Annotated in this window: 23 protein-coding genes; 19 read left to right on the top strand and 4 right to left on the bottom strand. The window is 69.7% G+C overall.

The features are described from left to right. Window positions 1-37: 37 nt before the first annotated feature. The 13 genes from ABD292_RS20465 to ABD292_RS20405 all read left to right on the top strand — a co-directional run bounded on the left by ABD292_RS20465 (window position 38) and on the right by ABD292_RS20405 (window position 10947). Window positions 38-1303, top strand: coding sequence for a serine hydroxymethyltransferase (locus ABD292_RS20465; RefSeq protein WP_344209472.1), 1266 nt, complete (start codon window positions 38-40; stop codon window positions 1301-1303). Between the two features lie 57 nt (window positions 1304-1360). After that, complete coding sequence (locus ABD292_RS20460) at window positions 1361-2650, top strand: glycosyltransferase family 4 protein (protein ID WP_344209470.1); 1290 nt, start codon at window positions 1361-1363, stop codon at window positions 2648-2650. Between the two features lie 130 nt (window positions 2651-2780). Then, entirely contained in the window at window positions 2781-3203 is a 423-nt protein-coding gene (locus tag ABD292_RS20455; protein WP_344209468.1) for a Cg1360 family ATP-synthase-associated protein, read from the top strand. 66 nt (window positions 3204-3269) lie between these two features. Further along, window positions 3270-3485: an AtpZ/AtpI family protein gene (locus ABD292_RS20450; protein ID WP_329584088.1), complete on the top strand. Its 216-nt coding sequence runs from the start codon at window positions 3270-3272 to the stop codon at window positions 3483-3485. Window positions 3486-3552: 67 nt separating this feature from the next. Then, on the top strand, window positions 3553-4350 hold the full coding sequence (atpB, locus tag ABD292_RS20445) for a F0F1 ATP synthase subunit A (protein WP_344209465.1): 798 nt from the start codon (window positions 3553-3555) through the stop codon (window positions 4348-4350). Window positions 4351-4427: 77 nt separating this feature from the next. After that, window positions 4428-4658 carry an ATP synthase F0 subunit C gene (atpE, locus tag ABD292_RS20440; protein ID WP_253766913.1) on the top strand — a complete coding sequence of 77 codons (231 nt, stop codon included), beginning with the start codon at window positions 4428-4430 and terminating at the stop codon, window positions 4656-4658. Between the two features lie 29 nt (window positions 4659-4687). After that, window positions 4688-5242, top strand: a complete 555-nt coding sequence (locus tag ABD292_RS20435; RefSeq protein WP_344209461.1) for a F0F1 ATP synthase subunit B — start codon at window positions 4688-4690, stop codon at window positions 5240-5242. Then, entirely contained in the window at window positions 5242-6051 is an 810-nt protein-coding gene (locus ABD292_RS20430; protein ID WP_344209459.1) for a F0F1 ATP synthase subunit delta, read from the top strand. The genes ABD292_RS20435 and ABD292_RS20430 overlap by 1 nt, the downstream gene beginning before the upstream one ends. A gap of 24 nt (window positions 6052-6075) precedes the next feature. Continuing rightward, entirely contained in the window at window positions 6076-7725 is a 1650-nt protein-coding gene (gene atpA / locus ABD292_RS20425; protein ID WP_344209457.1) for a F0F1 ATP synthase subunit alpha, read from the top strand. A 3-nt stretch (window positions 7726-7728) separates the two neighbouring features. Then, complete coding sequence (locus ABD292_RS20420) at window positions 7729-8631, top strand: F0F1 ATP synthase subunit gamma (RefSeq protein ID WP_344209455.1); 903 nt, start codon at window positions 7729-7731, stop codon at window positions 8629-8631. A 1-nt stretch (window position 8632) separates the two neighbouring features. Continuing rightward, window positions 8633-10081: a F0F1 ATP synthase subunit beta gene (gene atpD / locus ABD292_RS20415; RefSeq protein ID WP_344209453.1), complete on the top strand. Its 1449-nt coding sequence runs from the start codon at window positions 8633-8635 to the stop codon at window positions 10079-10081. 66 nt (window positions 10082-10147) lie between these two features. Then, on the top strand, window positions 10148-10549 hold the full coding sequence (locus ABD292_RS20410; protein WP_091090848.1) for a F0F1 ATP synthase subunit epsilon: 402 nt from the start codon (window positions 10148-10150) through the stop codon (window positions 10547-10549). 35 nt (window positions 10550-10584) lie between these two features. Beyond that, window positions 10585-10947: a DUF2550 domain-containing protein gene (locus ABD292_RS20405; RefSeq protein ID WP_344209450.1), complete on the top strand. Its 363-nt coding sequence runs from the start codon at window positions 10585-10587 to the stop codon at window positions 10945-10947. A gap of 40 nt (window positions 10948-10987) precedes the next feature. Here ABD292_RS20405 and ABD292_RS20400 read toward each other — a convergent pair whose 3' ends face one another. Continuing rightward, on the bottom strand, window positions 10988-11578 hold the full coding sequence (locus ABD292_RS20400; protein ID WP_344209448.1) for a cob(I)yrinic acid a,c-diamide adenosyltransferase: 591 nt from the start codon (window positions 11576-11578) through the stop codon (window positions 10988-10990). Window positions 11579-11705: 127 nt separating this feature from the next. Between ABD292_RS20400 and ABD292_RS20395 the strand changes: the two genes are divergently transcribed. The 4 genes from ABD292_RS20395 (at window position 11706) to ABD292_RS20380 (ending at window position 15285) form a co-directional block, all read left to right on the top strand. After that, window positions 11706-12602, top strand: a complete 897-nt coding sequence (locus tag ABD292_RS20395; protein ID WP_344209446.1) for an ABC transporter ATP-binding protein — start codon at window positions 11706-11708, stop codon at window positions 12600-12602. Then, entirely contained in the window at window positions 12599-13708 is a 1110-nt protein-coding gene (locus ABD292_RS20390; protein WP_344209444.1) for an ABC transporter permease, read from the top strand. Before ABD292_RS20395 ends, ABD292_RS20390 begins: the two co-directional genes overlap by 4 nt. Before the next feature lie 15 nt (window positions 13709-13723). Continuing rightward, window positions 13724-14890, top strand: a complete 1167-nt coding sequence (locus tag ABD292_RS20385; RefSeq protein WP_344209442.1) for a sensor histidine kinase — start codon at window positions 13724-13726, stop codon at window positions 14888-14890. Window positions 14891-14967: 77 nt separating this feature from the next. Next, complete coding sequence (locus ABD292_RS20380; RefSeq protein ID WP_344209440.1) at window positions 14968-15285, top strand: STAS domain-containing protein; 318 nt, start codon at window positions 14968-14970, stop codon at window positions 15283-15285. A 108-nt stretch (window positions 15286-15393) separates the two neighbouring features. On the opposite strand, the gene ABD292_RS20375 is transcribed toward ABD292_RS20380, so the two are convergent. From ABD292_RS20375 to nucS, 3 genes are all read right to left on the bottom strand, one after another. Further along, entirely contained in the window at window positions 15394-15957 is a 564-nt protein-coding gene (locus ABD292_RS20375) for a TetR/AcrR family transcriptional regulator (RefSeq protein WP_344209438.1), read from the bottom strand. Window positions 15958-16101: 144 nt separating this feature from the next. Next, a complete protein-coding gene (locus ABD292_RS20370; RefSeq protein ID WP_344209436.1) occupies window positions 16102-17574 on the bottom strand; it encodes an aldehyde dehydrogenase family protein in 1473 nt (490 codons plus the stop codon). A 79-nt stretch (window positions 17575-17653) separates the two neighbouring features. Then, window positions 17654-18316 (bottom strand): endonuclease NucS, encoded by a 663-nt coding sequence (gene nucS / locus ABD292_RS20365; protein WP_344209434.1) that lies wholly within the window; start codon window positions 18314-18316, stop codon window positions 17654-17656. 86 nt (window positions 18317-18402) lie between these two features. Between nucS and ABD292_RS20360 the strand changes: the two genes are divergently transcribed. Together ABD292_RS20360 and ABD292_RS20355 are read left to right on the top strand one after the other, a co-directional pair. Next, entirely contained in the window at window positions 18403-18693 is a 291-nt protein-coding gene (locus ABD292_RS20360; protein WP_344209432.1) for an ATP/GTP-binding protein, read from the top strand. Window positions 18694-18737: 44 nt separating this feature from the next. After that, a complete protein-coding gene (locus ABD292_RS20355) occupies window positions 18738-19442 on the top strand; it encodes an alpha/beta hydrolase (RefSeq protein WP_344210458.1) in 705 nt (234 codons plus the stop codon). Window positions 19443-19504 lie beyond the last annotated feature (62 nt).

Here is a 19504-nt window from a genome sequence, read left to right as displayed (position 1 = left end):
CCTCGGAGAACCGGACACCGGGTCGTACAGTGGGGGAATGGGTGCGCAACCCTACTACGGCCCGGACTTCGGGCTGCTGCGGCGGAACGATCCTGAGCTCGCCGAGGTGCTGCTCGACGAGCTGGCCCGCGAGCGCCGCGGCCTGCAGCTCATCGCGAGCGAGAACTTCACCTCGCCCGCCGTCCTCGCCGCCCTGGGCTCGACCCTGACGAACAAGTACGCCGAGGGCTACCCGGGCCGCCGCTACTACGGCGGCTGCGAGGTGGTGGACCGCGCCGAGCGGCTGGCCGTCGAGCGCGCGACGCGGCTGTTCGGCGCCGAGCACGCCAACGTCCAGCCCCATTCAGGGGCCTCGGCGAACCTGGCCGCGTACGCCGCGCTCCTCCAGCCCGGCGACACGATGCTGGCGATGGCCCTGCCGCACGGCGGCCATCTCACGCACGGCTCGAAGGTGAACTTCTCGGGACGGTGGTTCGACGTCGTGCCGTACGGGGTGCGCAGGGACACCGAGCTGATCGACTACGACGAGGTGCGGGACCTGGCGCTGCGGCACCGGCCGAAGGTCATCGTGTGCGGCGCCACGGCGTACCCGAGGCTGATCGACTACGCGGCCTTCCGCGGCGTCGCCGACGAGGTGGGGGCGTGGCTGCTGGTGGACGCGGCCCATCCGATCGGGCTGATGGCGGGCGGGGCGATCCCGTCGCCGGTCCCGTACGCGGACATCGTGACGTTCACCACCCACAAGACGCTGCGTGGGCCGCGCGGCGGCGCGATCCTGTGCACCGCCGAGCTGGCCGCCAGGATCGACCGGGCGGTGTTCCCGTTCCTTCAGGGCGGGCCGCTCATGCACGTGGTGGCGGCCAAGGCGGTGGCGTTCGGCGAGGCGCTGCGGCCGGAGTTCGCCGGTTACGCGCGCCGGGTGGTCGCCAACGCGCAGGCGCTCGCCGCGGCGCTGGGCGCGGAGGGGATGCGGGCGGTCTCGGGCGGCACCGACACGCACCTGGCGCTGGTCGACCTGCGCGACACGGGCGTGACGGGGGCGGAGGCCGAGCGGCGGTGCGCGGCGGCGGGCATCACGCTCAACCGCAACGCCATCCCGTACGATCCCGAGCCCCCGGCGGTCACCTCGGGCATCCGGGTGGGGACGCCCTGCGTCACCACGCAGGGGCTGGGGCCGGAAGAGCTGGTGGAGGTCGGGAAACTCGTGGCAGCCGCGGTCCGCGATCCCGGCGCCGCCGAGGAGGTCAGGGAGAGAGTCACGGCGCTGCTGACCATCTATCGGCCATATCTCAGCGAATATTAAGCTGGTCTGTGTCGTTTTCCGGTCACACCTGGCCGGGACATCCGGGAAACTAGGGTCGTGCGCGAATACCTGTTCATGGCGCTCATCGCGGCGGCGGTGACCTATCTGCTGGTCCCGCTCGTGCGGCGCTTCGCGATCCGCATCGGCGCCATGCCGGAGGTTCGTGACCGCGACGTGCACACCACGCCGACGCCCCGCCTGGGCGGTCTGGCGATGTACGGCGGACTGGTGGCGGGGCTGCTGGTCGCCAGCCAGCTCACGCACACCGGCAAGGCGCTCAACGAGACCGACGGCAACGCGGTCACGGCGCTCATCGTGGCCGGCGGGCTGATCACGCTGACCGGGTTCCTCGACGACTGGTGGGGCATGGACGCCTTCATCAAGCTCGGCGGCCAGGTCGCGGCGGCGGGCGTGCTGGCCTTCTTCGACATGCGCCTGCTCTACATCCCGCTGCCGCAGGACTGGGGCGGGTCGGTCAGCCTCGACCTCACGCTCAGCACCGTGATCACCATCATGGTCGTGGTGGTGACGATCAACGCGGTCAACTTCGTCGACGGCCTCGACGGCCTCGCGGCCGGGATCGTCTGCATCGCCGGCATGGCGACCTGGGCCTACTCGATCTTCCTGGCCGTCAACATCAGCGGCGGGCGCATCACCACGACGGCCGCCATCGCGGCCATCCTCATCGGCACCTGCCTCGGCTTCCTGCCGCACAACTTCCACCCGGCGAAGATCTTCATGGGCGACACCGGGGCGATGCTCATCGGGCTCGTGCTGGCCTCGTCCATCGTCACGGTGACCCCGGTCGACCCGGGGATCATCGAGGGCATGAACAAGGTGCCGGTGCTGCTGCCGCTGCTGCTGCCGGCGGCGGTGCTGATCCTGCCGCTGGTCGACCTCATCACGGCGGTCGTGCGGCGCACCTCGCGGGGGCTGTCGCCGTTCGCGCCCGACCGCGGCCACCTGCACCACCGGCTGATGGACATCGGCCACTCGCACCGCAGGTCGGTGCTCATCATGTACGCCTGGGCGTTCCTGTTCGCCTTCGGCATCGTCGGCATGTCCACGATCGGCGTGCCGGTCCTGCTGTTCCCCGTGGTCATCGTGTTCGCGCTGGCGGTGCTCGTGCTGATGGCGCTGCCGCGCTGGCGGGGCCGGGGCGGCACGCACGCGGCCTCGCGCGGCAAGCAGCCCGACGACGACGGCCCGCCCACCGGCCCGATGCCGCCGATCCCGCCGGAGCCCGAGGTCAGGCGGCGGATGCAGCAGCCGCCTGACGGGCCGGGCGCGCAGCGCGCGGCCGCCGACGGCAATCCGGTCATTCCAGCATTTCCGAGCCGTTCTTGATCGCGAACTAGAAACGGCAGGTAAAAGCGGTCTTCCGTGAGCTTGTGATATCTTTCACGAGCAGGGACCCCCGACGCACTTGTCCGCGGGGTAGCAAACGCTCGCTTGATAACTCGCTGATGGAGCACCGATGCAGGCCAACGACGTGCGCGTACTCAAGAGCGCCGCGATTCCGACCCTCGCGGTCGGGGTGGCCGCGGTGGTCGTCGCTCTTCTGACCGCCGGCGGCAAGGGCGCGCTGGGCGCCGCCCTCGGCACCCTGCTGGTCGGGGTCTTCTTCAGCGTCAGTGTGGTGGCGGTCTCCTACGCCGCCCGTATCTCCCCGCAGGTGATGGCGATGGCGGCGATGGGGAGCTATCTCGTCAAGGTCGTCGTCATCATGATCGTGCTCAACGCGTTCCGCGACACCACGATCTGGAACACCCTCGCTTTCGCTTGGTCGGTCGTGATCTGCACGCTCGTGTGGACCGGGTTCGAGGTCCGCGCCTTCATGAAGACCAAGATGCTGTACGTCGACCCCGAGGCCAAGGTCCCCGGACAGGGTGACTCATGAGGCCGTCCCTCTGGGCGGGGCCCGATATGACTAGTCCTCTACTCGCCTGCTATCGTCGGGGCCGCGATGAGCGCACAGGAACGCCGACCGGAGACAGACGGTCGCGACTTCGCCGACGCCATGTGGTCAGTCCCCAGCTATCTGCTCGCAGGGATGGCCTTCTACGGCGGTCTCGGGTGGTTGCTGGACCGGTGGTTGGACATGTCCGCGTTCTTCCCCATAGGCGTGGTCTTGGGGGTTGTGCTCGCCGGCTACCTGGCCTACCGGAAGTTCGGTCGCTAGCCCGGCGCAGCGATCACTCCGCCGAGGTAACTCTTGTGATCCACTACGACGTTGAAGGGAACGCCGCGTGAGTGCGCTGACGGTCCTCGCTCCTCATGGCGATCAGTTCGGGGCGCCTACGCCTGAAGAGCTGTTCAACCTGCCCCCGATCATCCCGGGGGTGGACTGGTTCACCAAGCCGGTCCTGCTCGCCCTGCTCACCTCGGTCGTGGTGATCGCGCTGTGCTGGGGCGCCTTCGCCAAGCCCAAGCTGGTGCCGAGGGGCCTCCAGAACGTCGTCGAGTACGGCTACATGTTCGTCCGCGACCAGGTCGCCCGGCCCTTCCTGGGCAAGGACGCCGACCAGTGGATGGGCCTGCTGGTCTCGATCTTCTTCGTGGTCCTCCTGTGGAACTTCATGGGCGTCGTCCCCGTGCTGCAGTTCCCGGTCGCCTCGCACATCGCCTTCCCCGTGGTGCTCGCCGCCCTGATCTACATCCTCAAGATCTACCTCGGCATGAAGCACCAGGGCCCGGTCGGCTACTTCAAGAACATGATGTTCCCGCCCGGCCTGCCCAAGTTCATCTACGTGCTGCTCGCGCCGATCGAGTTCCTGTCGAACCTGATCATCGCCCCCTTCACGCACGCGGTCCGACTCTTCGCGAACATGTTCGCGGGTCACATGCTTCTGGCCTTCTTCAGCATGGTCGGCTTCTGGTTCCTGTTCGAGAAGCTGACCCCGCTGGGCGCTCCCGTCGGCGTCGTGGGCGTGGTGATGACCATCATCCTGACCGGCTTCGAGATGTTCATCCAGTTCCTGCAGGCCTTCCTGTTCGCGATGCTGGCCGCCATGTACATCGGCGGCTCGCTGCACCCTGAGCACTGAGTCCCACGCACACCACACGGAATGTCCATGACCGGTGATACCCACGTCATCGGCCGTTAAGTAAAGGAATAACAACAATGAGCGTTCTCGCTGAGGTCTCCGGCAACGTCACCGCCATCGGTTACGGTCTCGCCGCCATCGGCCCCGGCATCGGCGTCGGCATCATCTTCGGTCAGGGCGTGCAGGCCATCGCGCGCCAGCCCGAGGCTTACGGCCTGATCCGCCAGAACATGCTCCTCGGCTTCGTCCTCACCGAGGCCCTCGCCCTGATCGGCCTGGTGGCGCCGTTCATCTTCTCGAACCTCTAAATCGTCCCTAACTGACGGAAGGCTGCAACATGATTGTTAAGGCAGCTACGCTCCTTGCGGCGGAGGAGGGTGGCAACCCCCTCATCCCGCACACGTACGAGCTCGTCGTCGGTATCTTCGCGTTCCTCGTCGTCTTCCTCGTCGTCGGGCGCATGCTCGTGCCGCGTATCCAGAAGACGCTGGCCGAGCGGACGGACGCGATCGAGGGCGGCATCAAGCGGGCCGAAGAGGCCCAGGCCCAGGCCCAGGAGCTGCAGCGCCAGTACGCGGCCAACCTCGAGGAGGCCAGGCGCGAGGCCGCCAGGCTCCGCGAGGAGGCCCGCGAGCAGGCGTCGCAGATCAAGGCCGAGCTCCGCGAGGAGGCGCAGGCCGAGGCCCGCCGCCTCGTCGAGGCTGCTCACGCGCAGATCGAGGCCGACCGTCAGGCCGCCTTCGCGCAGCTCCGCACCGAGATCGGCCGCCTGTCGACCGAGCTCGCGGGCCGCATCGTGGGCGAGTCGCTGGAGGACGAGGCCCGTCAGAGCCGCATCGTCGACCGGTTCCTCGACGAGCTGGAGAGCTCCAACGCGCAGGCGGTGCGCTGATGCGCGGTCTGAGCAGGACGTCGCTGGCCGAGGTCGAGGAGCGGTTCAACGCGGTCGCCGGCAGTGCCGACCTCGGGACGCTCTCCGACGAGCTGTTCGCGGTCGCGGATCTGCTCGACCGCGAGCACGGCCTGCGCCGCGCCCTGTCCGACCAGGCCAGGCCGGCGGAGGTCAAGACGCGCACCGCGCGCGCGCTGCTGGAGGGCAAGGTCGGCGCGGCCGCGCTGACCACCGTCGAGAGCGCGGTCGCCGCTCGCTGGTCACGCGCCGGCGACCTCGCCGACGTGCTCGAACGGCTCGGCGTGGTCGCCGCGGCCGCGGAGGCGGAGAGCCAGTCGCGGCTCGACGACGTGGAGGACGAGCTCTTCCGCTTCGGACGCGTCGTGGCCGCCAACCCCGACCTGCGCCGCGCGCTCGCCGACACCGCGGGCCCCGCCGAGGGCAAGCGGCAGCTGCTGAGCGACCTGCTCAGCGGCAAGGTGGCGCCCACCAGCCTGCGCCTCATCACGCAGGTGGTTCTGCACCCGCGAGGACGTAGCCTGGAAGCAGGGCTCGAGGAGTTCGGCCAGCTCGTGGCCCAGCAGCGCCAGCGCCTCGTGGCGGTGGTGCGCAGCGCCGTCGAGCTGACCGAGGCACAGAAGCGGCGCCTGTCGTCGTGGCTGCGCACCTCGTACGGGCGTGACGTGCACCTGAATGTCGAGGTGGACAAGCGAGTGCTCGGTGGGTTCTCGGTCCGCGTCGGCGACGAGATCATCGACACCACCATCGTGGGACGAATCGAAGAAGTCCGCCGCCGGTTGGCCGGCTAGGCGAAATAGGGAGACAGAGTAGAGATGGCGGAGCTTACGATCCGGCCGGACGAGATCCGGGACGCGCTTGAGCGCTTCGTCCAGGCGTACGAACCGGAAGGCGCCGCGCGCGAGGAGATCGGGACCGTCGTCGACGCCGGCGACGGCATCGCCCATGTCTCCGGCCTGCCCTCGGCGATGGCGAACGAGCTGCTCGAGTTCGAGAACGGCACGCGCGGCCTGGCGCTCAACCTCGACACCCGTGAGATCGGTGTCGTGATCCTGGGCGACTTCAGCGGCATCGAGGAGGGCCAGACGGTCCGCAGGACGGGCGAGGTCCTGTCCGTGCCCGTCGGCGACGACTTCCTCGGCCGTGTGGTCGACCCCCTGGGCAACCCCCTCGACGGCAAGGGCGCCATCACCGCCGAGGGCACGCGTGCCCTTGAGCTGCAGGCCCCCTCGGTCGTCCAGCGGCAGCCGGTGAAGCAGCCGCTGCAGACCGGCATCAAGGCGATCGACGCCATGACGCCGATCGGCCGTGGCCAGCGCCAGCTGATCATCGGTGACCGCGGCACGGGCAAGACCGCGATCGCCGTCGACACCATCCTCAACCAGCGCGAGGCCTGGGCCTCCGGCGACCCGGCGCAGCAGGTCCGCTGCGTCTACGTCGCGGTCGGCCAGAAGGGCTCGACGATCGCGCAGGTCAAGGCCCGGCTCGAGGAGGCCGGCGCGATGGAGTACACCACCATCGTCGCCGCTCCCGCCTCCGACCCGGCCGGCTACAAGTACCTCGCCCCCTACACCGGTTCGGCCATCGGCCAGCACTGGATGTACCAGGGCAAGCACGTCCTCATCGTCTTCGACGACCTGACCAAGCAGGCCGACGCCTACCGCGCCGTGTCCCTGCTGCTGCGTCGCCCGCCGGGCCGTGAGGCCTTCCCCGGCGACGTCTTCTACCTCCACTCCCGGCTCCTGGAGCGTTGCGCCAGGCTCTCGGACGACATGGGCGGCGGCTCGATGACGGGTCTGCCGATCATCGAGACCAAGGGCAACGACGTGTCGGCGTTCATCCCGACCAACGTCATCTCCATCACCGACGGCCAGTGCTTCCTGGAGACCGACCTGTTCAACGCCGGCGTCCGCCCGGCCATCAACGTCGGCATCTCCGTCTCCCGAGTCGGCGGTTCGGCGCAGGTCAAGGCCATGCGCAAGGTCGCCGGCACGCTGAAGCTGTCGCTGTCCCAGTACCGCGACCTGGAGGCGTTCGCCTCGTTCGCCTCCGACCTCGACGCCGCCTCCCGTGCCCAGCTGGAGCGCGGTCAGCGGCTGGTCGAGCTGCTCAAGCAGCCCCAGTACTCCCCGTTCCCCGTGGAGCGCCAGGTCGTGTCGGTGTGGGCCGGCACCACCGGTGAGCTGGACGAGGTGCCGGTCGAGGACATCCGCCGGTTCGAGGCCGAGTTCCTCGACTACCTGCAGTCCTCGCACAAGGGCGTCTTCGACACCATCCGCGAGACGAAGGACATGGGCGACGACACCGTCACCACCCTCAAGGACGCCATCACGGAGTTCAAGAAGGGCTTCACCACCTCCTCGGGCGAGCTGCTGGTGAAGGACGAGCCGGTCGCTCCGCTGGAGGCCGGCGAGGTCGGCCAGGAGAAGATCAAGAAGGTCGTCCGCCCGGCGACGGAGAAGTAGTCCATGGGTGCCCAGCTCAGGCTGCTGCGGCGGCGGATCAACTCGGTCAAGTCGACCGCGAAGATCACGCGCGCCCAGGAGCTCATCGCCTCCTCACGGATCGTGCGGGCGCAGCAACGGATGCAGGCGGCGCTGCCGTACGAGCGCGAGATCATCCGCGCCGTCACCGGCGTCGTCAGCAACGCGGCCAGCGTCGACCATCCGCTGACCGTGGCGAAGGACAACCCCGCCAAGGCGGGCGTCCTGATCGTCACGAGCGACAGCGGGTTCTGCGGCGGCTTCAACGCCAACGTGCTGCGTGAGGCCGAGGCCCTGCGCGGGCTGCTGGAGAGCCGTGGCCTTGAGGTCGTGCCGTTCGTCACCGGGCGCAAGGGTGTCACCTGGCACTCCTTCCGCGGCCGGACGATGGGCGGCGAGTGGGTCGGCTTCTCCAGGAAGCCGGCTTACGCCGACGCCAAGGAGATCGCGGGTGTCCTCATCGACTCGTTCAAGGACGAGAACGGCATCGACGAGATCCACATCGTCTCGACCGAGTTCATCTCCATGCTGACCCAGAACGTCGTCGTCAAGCGCGTTCTGCCGCTGGAGGTCGAGGAGACCGAGGCCACGGAGTCCACCCAGATTCCGCCGTACTTCGAGTTCGAGCCGACCGCCGGCGACGTGCTGGAGTCGCTGCTTCCGCGTTACGTGGAATCCCGGATCTTCACCGCGCTGCTGCAGTCGGCGGCCTCCGAGGAGGCCGCCAGGCGGCGTGCCATGAAGTCGGCGACCGACAACGCCAACGAGCTGATGCGGGTGCTCACCCAGCAGATGAACCAGGCTCGCCAGGCCGAGATCACCCAGGAAATCAGCGAGATCGTCGGTGGCGCCAACGCGCTCGCTGACGCCGCAGCGGGGAAAGAGTGAAATGACTGCAGAGGCTGTTGAAACTGTAGAAGCCGCCGCGGCCGGCACCGGCCGTGTGGCGCGCGTCACCGGCGCCGTCGTCGACGTGGAGTTCGGCGTCGACGCGATGCCCGACATCTATAACGCGCTCAAGGTCGAGGTCACCCTCGGCGGCGAGACCAAGACGCTGACCCTGGAGGTCGCCCAGCACCTCGGCGACAACCTGGTCCGCGCCATCTCCATGCAGCCCACCGACGGCCTGGTCCGCGGCCAGGCGGTCCAGGACACCGGCGCGCCGATCTCGGTGCCCGTCGGCGACGTCGTCAAGGGCCACGTGTGGAACGCGCTGGGCGAGACGCTGGACGTCCCGACCTCGTCGCTGAAGATCACCGAGCGGTGGGGCATCCACCGTCCGGCCCCGGCCTTCGACCAGCTCGAGTCCCGCACCGAGCTGCTCGTCACCGGCATCAAGGTCATCGACCTGCTCACCCCGTACGTGCAGGGTGGCAAGATCGGCCTGTTCGGCGGCGCCGGCGTGGGCAAGACGGTCCTCATCCAGGAGATGATCCGCCGTGTCGCCCGCAACTTCGGCGGCACCTCGTGCTTCGCCGGCGTGGGCGAGCGCACCCGTGAGGGCAACGACCTCTGGCTGGAGATGGAGGAGGCGGACGTCCTCAAGGACACCGCGCTCGTCTTCGGCCAGATGGACGAGCCGCCGGGCACCCGTCTGCGGGTCGCGCTGACGGCGCTGACCATGGCAGAGTACTTCCGCGACGTGCAGAAGCAGGACGTGCTGCTCTTCATCGACAACATCTTCCGCTTCACGCAGGCCGGTTCCGAGGTCTCCACCCTGCTCGGCCGCATGCCGTCGGCCGTGGGTTACCAGCCCACGCTGGCCGACGAGATGGGCGTGCTCCAGGAGCGCATCACCTCGACCCGCGGTCACTCGATCACCTCCATGCAGGCGATCTACGTCCCCGCGGACGACATCACCGACCCGGCCCCGCACAACGCGTTCGCGCACCTCGACGCGCAGACCGTTCTGTCGCGGCCGATCTCGGAGAAGGGCATCTACCCCGCGGTGGACCCGCTCGACTCCTCCTCCCGGATCCTCGACCCGCAGATCGTGGGCGAGGAGCACTACCGGGTGGCCCAGGAGACCAAGCGGATCCTGCAGAAGTACCGCGAGCTCCAGGACATCATCGCGATCCTCGGCATCGACGAGCTGTCCGAGGAGGACAAGGTCACCGTCCAGCGGGCCCGCCGCATCGAGCGCTTCCTGTCGCACCCGATGTACGCGGCCGAGGCCTTCACCGGCCAGCCGGGCGAGACCGTGCCGCTCGACGAGACCATCGCCTCCTTCAAGGGCCTCTGCGCGGGTGAGTACGACCACCTGCCCGAGCAGGCGTTCTTCATGGTCGGCGGCATCGAGCAGGCCGTGGCCAAGGCCAAGGAACTCCAGCGTCGCTAATCGCCATACGGTGGCGGCCCGGGCATGGTCCCGCGCCGCCACCTGATCGGAAAGGAACCTGCACAAGTGGCGAAGCTACGCGTAGGGGTTGTCTCACCCGAGCGTGAGATCTGGTCTGGCGAGGCCGACATGGTGATTGCCAAGACCGTGGACGGCGAGATCGGTATTATGCCGCAACATGCACCTGTGCTCGGCGTTCTCGTCGAGGGCGGTGTGCTGCGCGTGAAGCGGGAGGGCGAGGTCGACCTCGTGGCGGCTGTTCACGGCGGGTTCATCTCCGTGGCCGACAATGAGGTGTCCGTGCTCGCCGAGGTCGCCGAGCTCGGGTCGGAGGTCGACGTCGCGGCTGCCCGTGACGCGCTCGACCGCGCTCAGGCCTCCATCGAGGCCAACCAGGAAGACGCCGACGCGGCGATCGAGGCCAAGCGTGCCAGGGCCCGGCTCCGCGCGGCGGGGGAAGACGTATAACAGAGCTGTCAGGGGGCGGCATGGTGGCGACGGTTGTGGTTCTCGTAGTGCTGCTCGCCGCCCTCGTGGTGCCGCGCGTGTTCATGCTGCGCTCGCGCGGCAACGTACCCTGTCGGTTGCGGGCCGGTGACCGCGGCTGGCGCAGCGGGGTGGCCCGCTATGCCGACGGGGAACTCCACTGGATCCCGCTCCTGGGCGTCCGACTGAGGCCGCGCCACGCGATCGCGAGGCGCGGCCTCGTCGTTTCCGCCCGTCGCGAGCTCGGCGACGGCCTCTACGCGGTGGACTGCAGCGGCAGCACGCGGGGCATCTCGCTGGCGATGAGCGCCGACGCGCTCACGGGCTTCCTGGCGTGGCTGGAGTCCGCGCCGCCCAGCGCCTACCTCGACGTGGCCTGACGGGGCCGCAGCGCGGGCCTGAGCGCCGCCCCGGGGGTGTTCAGCGGGTGCCGCCCGGCTTCCACAGGATCTCCTGGCCGGCGTGGGCCACGCGGCAGGCGATGAACAGCAGGTCCGACAGCCGGTTGAGATATTTCGCGGTCAGCGGGTTCATGTCGTCGTGGACCTGCAGGGCGGCCCACGTGGTGCGCTCGGCCCTGCGTACGGTCACGCGGGCCACGTGCAGCGCCGCCGTCGCGGGGTCGCCGCCCGGCAGGATGAAGCTGCGCAGCGGCTTCAGTCCCTCGTTGAGCCGGTCGCACTGCTCCTCCAGCCGGTCCACGTAGGACTGCTCGACCCGCAGCGGCGGGTACTCAGGGTTGTCCGTGACCGGTGTGGCGAGGTCGGCGCCGACGTCGAAGAGCTCGTTCTGCAGGCGGGTCAGCAGCTCGGCCAGCTCGCCCGGCAGGGTGCCGAACGACAGGGCCAGCCCGAGGTGGGCGTTGGCCTCCTCCACGTCGGCGTACGCGGCCAGCCGCGGATCGGTCTTGGCGGTCGTGCTCATGTCGCTCAGCCTGGTGGTGCCGTCGTCGCCGGCACGGGTGTAAATGCGAGAGAGAACGACCGGTTTGTCCTTGTCGGCACGCGTCATGCGCTCAGCGTAATGACAAAAGTCATCCCGATCGGACGCGGGATGCATGTCCGGCCCGTGATTTCGGTGACTACCTGGGCGAACGGTGCGAACGCCACTATTGACCCATGACGAAGGAGAGGACCTGATGCTGGAGATAAGCGAGCTGCGCAAGCGCTTCGCGGGCGGCCCCGACGCCCCCGGCGGAAAGGTCGCGCTGGACGGCGTGGGCTTCAGCGTGCGGCCTGGGGAGATGTACGGGTTCGTGGGCGCGAACGGCGCCGGCAAGACGACCACCATGCGGATCGTCATGGGCGTGCTCCAGGCCGACTCCGGCTCGGTGAGCTGGCAGGGCCGCCCGCTCGACTACGACATGCGGCGCCGCTTCGGCTACATGCCGGAGGAGCGCGGGCTGTACCAGAAGATGCGGGTCGCCGAGCAGATCGAGTACTTCGGCCGCCTGCACGGGCTCAGCGCGCCGGCCGCGCAGAAGGCCACCGAGGAGCTGATGGAGCGGCTGGGCATCGCCGAGCGCAGGAACGAGGCCGTGCAGGCGCTCTCGCTGGGCAACCAGCAGCGCGTGCAGCTCGCGGTCGCGCTGGTGCACGACCCCGAGGTGCTGGTGCTGGACGAGCCGTTCTCCGGCCTGGACCCGATCGCCGTGGACGCGCTGGCCGGCACCCTCCAGGAGCGGTGCAGGGGCGGCGTACCGGTGATCTTCTCCAGCCACCAGCTCGAGCTGGTCGAGCGGCTGTGCGACGCGGTCGGCATCGTCGCGCGCGGGCGCATGGTGGCCTCCGGCACCGTGGCCGAGCTGCGTGCCGCCGAGGGTGACACGCTGCGCGTGGAGGTCCGCGACCCCGCCCCCGGATGGGCCGACGGCCTGCCCGGCACGGTCACCGTGCGCGGCGACCGGCACATCCTGCGCACGACGAACGCGGACGACCAGGAGGTCCTGCGCCGCGCGATCAAGGCGGGCCGCGTCGAGCACTTCGGCGTCGAGCAGCCGACCCTCACCGAGATCTTCAAGGAGGCCGTGGCGTGAACGGTGTGATGCTGGTCGCCCGCAGAGAGGTGATGACGCAGATCCGCACGAAGGGGTTCGTCATCGGCCTGCTGGTGACGGCTCTCCTGGTGGCGGCGGTCTCGTTCGCGCCCAAGCTCATGGACCGCCCCGACTCCTACACCATCGGCACCGTGAACAGCGAGCGGCTGCCGCTGGACCGGGCGGCGCCGGAGGCGAAGTTCGAGTGGAAGGAGTTCGCCGACGAGGCCATGGCCCGGCAGGCCGTGCTCGACGGCGACGTGGACGCCGTGGTGGTCGGCGGGACCAAGGTGCTCGCCGACGGCCAGCTCGACGACGAGCTCGGCGTGCTGCTGCAGAGCGTGAACCGCGAGGTCAAGCTCGGCGCGGCGGGCGTGTCGATCCCGCCGCTCCAGATGGAGACCGTGGGCGAGGACGCGCGGTACGACTCGGCCCGCACCGGGATCGCCGTGGTGCTCGTGCTGGTGCTGTTCATGCTGATCATCGGCCAGGTGTCGACGGTGGCGATGGGCGTCGTCGAGGAGAAGGGCAGCCGGATCGTGGAGATCCTGCTCTCCTCGATCCGGCCCTGGCAGCTGCTCGCCGGCAAGATCATCGGCCTGGGCGTGCTCGGCCTGATCAACCTGGTGGCGATCCTGGCCGTCGGCCTCGGCGCCGCGGCCGCCTCCGGCGCCGCCGCGAACTTCCCGCCCGGCATTGCCGGGCTCGTGGCCGGGGTGCTGGTGTGGTTCGTGCTCGGCTACGCGTTCTTCGCGACGCTGTCGGCCGCGTTCGCCTCGCTCGTCTCCCGCCAGGAGGAGGTGGGCAGCGTGATCATGCCGCTGACCATGACCATCATGCTCACGTACTTCGTGGCCTTCTACGCCACCACCGACCCCACGGGCACGCTGGCCACGGTCATGTCGTACGTGCCGCCGTTCTCGTCCATGGTCATGCCCGTGCGGATGGCGGCGACCGAGGTGCCGCTGTGGCAGGTGGGCGCGTCCATGGCGGCCATGGTGCTGGCGGTGCTCGCGGTGCTGTCGTTCGGCGCCGGGGTGTACCGCCGGGCGGTGCTGCGCACAGGAGCGCGGATCAAGCTCACCGAAGTGCTGCGCGCCGGGTAGGCGGACGGCGGCAGCATGGAAGCGCTCCAACGGGCCCGGCGCATCACGTGGATCACGTTGATCGCCGGTCTCGTCATGTTGTGGATCATCCTCGCGATGGGCAGCGTGGTGCTGTTCGGCGAGGGGAGGTTCCCCTGGTGGCGCGCCGTGCCCGCGTTCGCGGCGGCGGCGGGCTTCACCTGGCTCGCCTGGCGGGCCATCGACGCCGTGATGGCCGGCCGCTATCCCCTCCGCGAGATCGTGGTGAGCGCGGTCCTCGCGGTCATCGGAGCGGCGGCGGGCGGGGGAGACCCCTTCGGCTGGGGCTTCCTCATCATGGTCTGGGTCTACACCGCCACGCTGCGGGTCTCCAAGCGCACGGCGGTCCTGCAGTCGGCGGGGGCCCTCGTGGTCGCCGTGGGGCTCGGCCTGCTCGGGGTGGTGACCGACACCGGGGTGACCGGCGCGGACCTGAGCCTGCCGGAGGCCGTGCTCTTCTACGTCGGGGTCTACGGCGTCTGGTGCGCCTCCCTGCCCCCGTCCGGCCGGCTGTGGTTGTGGATCTGGACATTGGCGGAGCAGGCGCACCAGGGCAGGGAGGCGTACACGCGGCTCGCGCTGGCCGAGGAGCGCCTGCGCTTCGCCCGCGACCTGCACGACCTGGTGGGCCACCAGCTCTCGGCCATCGCGGTCAAGACCGAGCTGGCCAGGCGCCTGTCGGAGGCCGATCCCGCGGCGGCGAAGGCCGAGCTGACCGAGATCAACACACTCACCCGGAAGGCCCTGCGCGAGCTGCGCGAGGCCGTGCGCGGCTATCGCGAGCTTGACTTGACGGCCGAGCTGGATAGCGTGAAGGGAGTGCTCGAAGCGGCCGGGGTCCGCTGCGAGGTGCGCCTGCCCTATCGTGAGCTCCCCGCCGGGCTGGCCCCCGTCTTCGCCTTCGCGGTGCGCGAGGCGGTCACCAACGTGCTGAAGCACAGCACGGCGACGTTCTGCGACATCTCGATCAGGTTCACCCCCGAGCAGGCGGAGCTGTCCGTACGCAACGACGGGGTCGCCCGGAGGCAGGCCGCAGACCTGGGCAGCGGGCTCACCGGCATGGCGGAGCGGCTGGCCGCCGTGGGCGGCGCGGTGCGCGCCCGGCCAACGGAGGATGGCGAGTTCCTGCTCGAAGCTGTCGTGTCGCTGCCTGTGGCTGGGTAGGGATGACATGCAGGAGGTCCGTTCCGCGCATCTGTGCGCGCGGCGCGACCGGCTGTGCGCGTGACTGAGGAGGTGGCATGCGCGTCCGAGGCAATCCGAGAGCTCAAGTGGTGCGGATCGGGGCCAGGCTCGACGCCGGCACGTCTGCGGGGGTGCGCGAGCGGCTGCACGACGCTCTCGACGCCGGCGAGGGCGACCTGATCCTCGATCTCTCCGAGCTGGAGATGATCGACGCGACCGGTCTCGGCGTGCTCGTGGGGGCGCATCGGCGCGCGATGGGCGCGCAACGCCGCCTCGTCCTACGGGGGGTGCCACCGCGGATCATGCGGATCCTCGCGGTGACCCGGCTGAATCGGGTCCTGCTCGTGGAGGTTCCGGCGGCCGCGGTGGCCTGAGGACATATAGCGGCGGGCGGCGATCAGCCGCCGCCCGCTCTTTCTCACTTAGACAAAATCCGGATTACGGATGGTGCGCATCCCTATGCGCACGGAATACCGCGGGATTTATCCCGGGACCGTCCCGGACCAGGGCGCCGCGAGGCTGCGCATGAAGATGTGCACCGCGGTCGCCACGAGATCGTCGATGGCCGGCTGCGGCTCGGCCAGCAGCCATTCGATGAGCAACTCCTGCAACGCCCCAATGGCGCCGAGTGCCAGCAGCCGCCGATTCACGTGCGGATCCTGCGGAAAATCCGCGGCGGCCTCCTGGATGATGCGGGCGAAGGACTCTATGGCCCGCTGGCGCGACATTGACAGCACGTCGCCCGATCTGCGCACCTCGACGTGCATGATGCGGGCGCGGCGCCAGTCGGCCGTGGCGAACTCGATATAGGCGCGAATCCCCGCCCGCACCCGCCCTTCGAGGGTGTCCGGGGCCTCCTGTAACGCTTTGGCCACGACGCTCAGGCTTTCCTCCACGCAGCGCTGGTGCAGCGCCTGAAGCAGCTCCTCTCGCCCGCCGAAACATTCGTAGAAGGCGCGGTTCGAGATCCGCGCCTCCGAGCACAACCTTTCGATCGTCGTCGCCGCGAATCCCGGCTTCGCGTATAGCGTGTAGGCGGCCGTCATCAGCCGCTCCCGTCTGTCCGCCAGCCTTTGCTCAGCCGACATTCCCCGGTAAGACCGGTTCACATTCCACCCGTCCAACATGATCGTGGCCCCCAGAGCACACAATTATGGACGGATGATCCGTTAAGGGAAAGAGTACGAAGATTATCTTTTACGTCGGCCGTGCAAGAACGTGACAAGCCTGATCAGCCGCTCAAGCTCGGCGGGCCCTCGGGAGAACGAGGTCAGGTTCATCCCGGGCATCGCGAAACGCTGTCGCGAGATCGCTTTGGGCCTGCTGAACTCGCGCAGGCCGTCGGCCCCGTGGATGCGCCCGAAGCCCGAGTCGCCGACGCCGCCGAACGGCAGGGACGGCACCCCGGCGAACGAGATGACCGAGTTGATCGCCGTCATGCCGGTCCGCATGAGGCGGGCCAGCTCGGTCGCCCGGCGCGCGTTCCTGGAGAACACCGTCCCGCCGAGCCCGTACGACGAGGCGTTGGCCAGCTCCAGCGCCTCCTGCGCGTCGCGGGTGCGCCGCACGGTGATCGTGGGGCCGAACGTCTCCTCGCGCACGGCCGCGGAGTCCTCGGGCACGTCCTCGACGATGACCGGGTCCACGAACGGCGGCCGCACCGACCCGGGCCCGCCGGTCACCACCCGGCCCGCCTTGGCGGCGTCGTCGATGTGCCGCTTGATGACCTCGACCTGGGCGGGCATGGTGATCGGCCCGTAGTCCTCACCGGCGCGCACCTTGGTCACCCGCTCGGACAGCTCGCGCATGAACCCGTCGTAGACCGCGTCCACGACGTAGACGCGCTCGACGCCCACGCAGGTCTGGCCGGCGTTCGACATCGCGCCCCACAGGCAGGCGTCGGCGGCGGCGCCGAGGTCGGCGTCGGCGTCGACGATGAAGGCGTCCTTGCCCCCGCACTCGGCCACGATCGGCGTGAGGTTCTCGGCGCAGGCCGCCATGACGCGCTTGGCCGTGGCCGTCGAGCCGGTGAAGGCGATCTTGCGGACGCGCGGGTCGGCGGCCAGGGCCGCGCCGGTCTCGCCCAGGCCGGTCACCGCCTGGAACACCGGGTGCTCGGGCACCGCCTCGGCGAACAGCTCCGCCAGCCGTACCCCGACGCCGGGGGTGAACTCGCTCGGCTTGAACACCACGGCGTTGCCGGCGGCCAGCGCGTACGCGATGGAGCCCATAGGCGTGAATACCGGATAGTTCCAGGGGCCGATCACGCCGACGACCCCGAGCGGGAGGTATTCGAGCGTGGCGGCCAGGTTGAGGCCGATCATGCCGGTCGCGACCCGGCGGCGGCCCAGCACCTTGTGGGCGTTGCGCGCGGCCCAGTCGATGTGCGTGATCGCCAGCACGATCTCCAGCGTGGCGTCGCCGACCGGCTTGCCGGTCTCGTCGTGGACGAGCCGGGCGAGCTCCCGCAGGTCGCGGGTGACGACCGCCTTGTAGTCGAGCAGCCGGCGCCGGCGCTCGGCGTGCCCCAGGCCCGCCCACCAGGCGGCGGCCGCGTCGGCCCGGCCGACCGCCTCGCGGACGGCCTCCGGGCCCTGCTTCGGGTGGCTGCCGACGATCGCGCCGGTGGCCGGGTTCAGTGAGTCGAACGTCACTGTGGTCATGGCGTCACGATAATCCGGTAAGCCATCGCTTACTAGGGCAAGGTGGGCGTGACGACCTGCGGCGCGTCGGAAAGGCGGCTCAGAACAGCGTGGGGTTCTCCGGCTCGATGCCGCGCAGCGCGTCGTAGTCGAGGGTGACGCAGTCGATGCCGCGGTCGGTGGCGAGCACCCGGGCCTGCGGCTTGATCTCCTGGGCGGCGAAGACGCCGCGGACCGGCGCGAGCAGCGGATCGCGGTTGAGCAGCTCCAGATAGCGGGTGAGCTGCTCGACGCCGTCGATCTCGCCACGCCGCTTGATCTCCACGGCCACGGTCGCGCCGAGGCCGTCGCGGCAGAGGATGTCGACGGGGCCGATGGCCGTCATGTACTCGCGGCGGATCAGCGACCAGCCCTCGCCCAGCGTCGTGATGTGCTCGGCGAGCAGCTCCTGCAGATGGGCCTCCACGCCGTCCTTGATGAGCCCGGGATCGACGCCCAGCTCGTGGCTGGAGTCGTGGAGGATCTCGGCCATGGTCAGGACCAGCTTCTCGCCGGTCTTGCCGTGGGTGACCGTCCAGGTGCCGCCGTCCTCCTTGAGCTTGCACGGCGGGTTCATCCAGTTGAGCGGCTTGAACGCGCGGTCGTCGGCGTGGATGCTCACGCTGCCGTCCGCCTTGATGAGCACGAGCCTCGGCGCCATCGGCAGGTGAGCCGTGAGCCGTCCTACGTAATCCACGCTGCATCGCGCGATGACCAGCCGCATGACGACCCACCTTAGCGGCTCTGGAAAACTGGGGGCATGGCGATCGACGGGGGCATGACGTTGCGCGGGTCCGGAGGCGGCACGGGATGAGCCCGCGACGGGCCCGCCGCAGGGAGTCCTCCCGCCCCTTCGGCTTCCCGACCGGCCTCGACAAGGTGGAGGAGTGGCCGGACGGCGAGTGGAAGGTCCGCATGCTCACGGGCGCCGCGTCGGTGAAGAACTACCGCTGCCCCGGCTGCGACCAGGAGATCCGCCCCGGTCAGCCGCACCTGGTGTCCTGGCCCGCCTGGTCGGGCGGCGACGAGGAACGCCGCCACTGGCACCAGCCCTGCTGGCGCAAGAGGCTCGACCGCGGCCCCGGCCGCAGCCGTTACTAGCCCCCGTTACCAGCCCCCGTTACTGGCCCCCGAAAGGAACGATGGTGGAGATTCGCGCGGCGACGGAGCTGCCGGCCCGGCGGGAGCCGATCGAGCTGCACACGGCCGACGGCCTGACCCTGGTCGGCGAGCTGGCCCTGCCGGCAGAGCGGGCCCCGGTCGCGACGCTGGTGACCCTGCACCCGCTGCCGACCCACGGCGGCTTCATGGACAGCCACCTCTACAAGAAGGCCGCCAACCGGCTGCCGGCCCTCGCCGACCTGGCGGTGCTGCGCTTCAACACGCGCGGCACCTCCTCGGACCGCGGCACCTCGCAAGGGGCCTTCGACGGGGGCGAGGGCGAGCGCTTCGACGTGGCCGCCGCGCTGGAGTACGCCGAGTTCCACGACCTGCCGCGGGTGTGGGTGGTCGGTTGGTCGTTCGGCACCGAGCTGGCGCTGAAGTGGGGGCACGACCCGCTGGTGCAGGGCGCCATCCTGCTCTCGCCGCCGCTGCACCGGGCCACCGACGACGACCTCGACGCCTGGGCGGCCTTCGGCCGGCCGCTGACCGCGCTGGTGCCGGAGTTCGACGACTACCTGCGGCCGGAGGAGGCGCGCGAGCGCTTCGCGCGGGTGCCGCAGGCCGAGGTCGTCGGCGTCGACGGGGCCAAGCACCTGTGGGTGGGGGAGCCGTACGTGCGGATCGTGCTCGACGAGATCGTCAAACGGGTCAACCCGGCCGCCTATCCGCTGCCCACCGAGGTCTGACGAGGATTTGCGCGCGGACGCGAGCTTTGAAGCTTTTCGTGAACATAATGAGCAGAACTCTG

Source organism: Nonomuraea bangladeshensis (assembly GCF_039529455.1).
GTDB lineage: Bacteria > Actinomycetota > Actinomycetes > Streptosporangiales > Streptosporangiaceae > Nonomuraea > Nonomuraea bangladeshensis.
The sequence above is the reverse complement of the archived record's forward strand: the minus strand, read 5'-3'. Positions and strand labels throughout refer to the sequence as shown.

Bases quoted from the DNA above. Each gene is read 5' to 3' on its own strand.
- ABD292_RS20465 (WP_344209472.1), top strand. From the start codon at position 38: ATGGGTGCGCAACCCTACTACGGCCCGGACTTCGGGCTGCTGCGGCGG.
- ABD292_RS20455 (WP_344209468.1), top strand. From the start codon at position 2,781: ATGCAGGCCAACGACGTGCGCGTACTCAAGAGCGCCGCGATTCCGACC.
- ABD292_RS20450 (WP_329584088.1), top strand. From the start codon at position 3,270: ATGAGCGCACAGGAACGCCGACCGGAGACAGACGGTCGCGACTTCGCC.
- atpE (WP_253766913.1), top strand. From the start codon at position 4,428: ATGAGCGTTCTCGCTGAGGTCTCCGGCAACGTCACCGCCATCGGTTAC.
- ABD292_RS20435 (WP_344209461.1), top strand. From the start codon at position 4,688: ATGATTGTTAAGGCAGCTACGCTCCTTGCGGCGGAGGAGGGTGGCAAC.
- ABD292_RS20430 (WP_344209459.1), top strand. From the start codon at position 5,242: ATGCGCGGTCTGAGCAGGACGTCGCTGGCCGAGGTCGAGGAGCGGTTC.
- atpA (WP_344209457.1), top strand. From the start codon at position 6,076: ATGGCGGAGCTTACGATCCGGCCGGACGAGATCCGGGACGCGCTTGAG.
- ABD292_RS20420 (WP_344209455.1), top strand. From the start codon at position 7,729: ATGGGTGCCCAGCTCAGGCTGCTGCGGCGGCGGATCAACTCGGTCAAG.
- atpD (WP_344209453.1), top strand. From the start codon at position 8,633: ATGACTGCAGAGGCTGTTGAAACTGTAGAAGCCGCCGCGGCCGGCACC.
- ABD292_RS20400 (WP_344209448.1), bottom strand. From the start codon at position 11,578: ATGACGCGTGCCGACAAGGACAAACCGGTCGTTCTCTCTCGCATTTAC.
- ABD292_RS20395 (WP_344209446.1), top strand. From the start codon at position 11,706: ATGCTGGAGATAAGCGAGCTGCGCAAGCGCTTCGCGGGCGGCCCCGAC.
- ABD292_RS20385 (WP_344209442.1), top strand. From the start codon at position 13,724: ATGGAAGCGCTCCAACGGGCCCGGCGCATCACGTGGATCACGTTGATC.
- ABD292_RS20380 (WP_344209440.1), top strand. From the start codon at position 14,968: ATGCGCGTCCGAGGCAATCCGAGAGCTCAAGTGGTGCGGATCGGGGCC.
- ABD292_RS20375 (WP_344209438.1), bottom strand. From the start codon at position 15,957: ATGACGGCCGCCTACACGCTATACGCGAAGCCGGGATTCGCGGCGACG.
- ABD292_RS20370 (WP_344209436.1), bottom strand. From the start codon at position 17,574: ATGACCACAGTGACGTTCGACTCACTGAACCCGGCCACCGGCGCGATC.
- nucS (WP_344209434.1), bottom strand. From the start codon at position 18,316: ATGCGGCTGGTCATCGCGCGATGCAGCGTGGATTACGTAGGACGGCTC.
- ABD292_RS20360 (WP_344209432.1), top strand. From the start codon at position 18,403: ATGAGCCCGCGACGGGCCCGCCGCAGGGAGTCCTCCCGCCCCTTCGGC.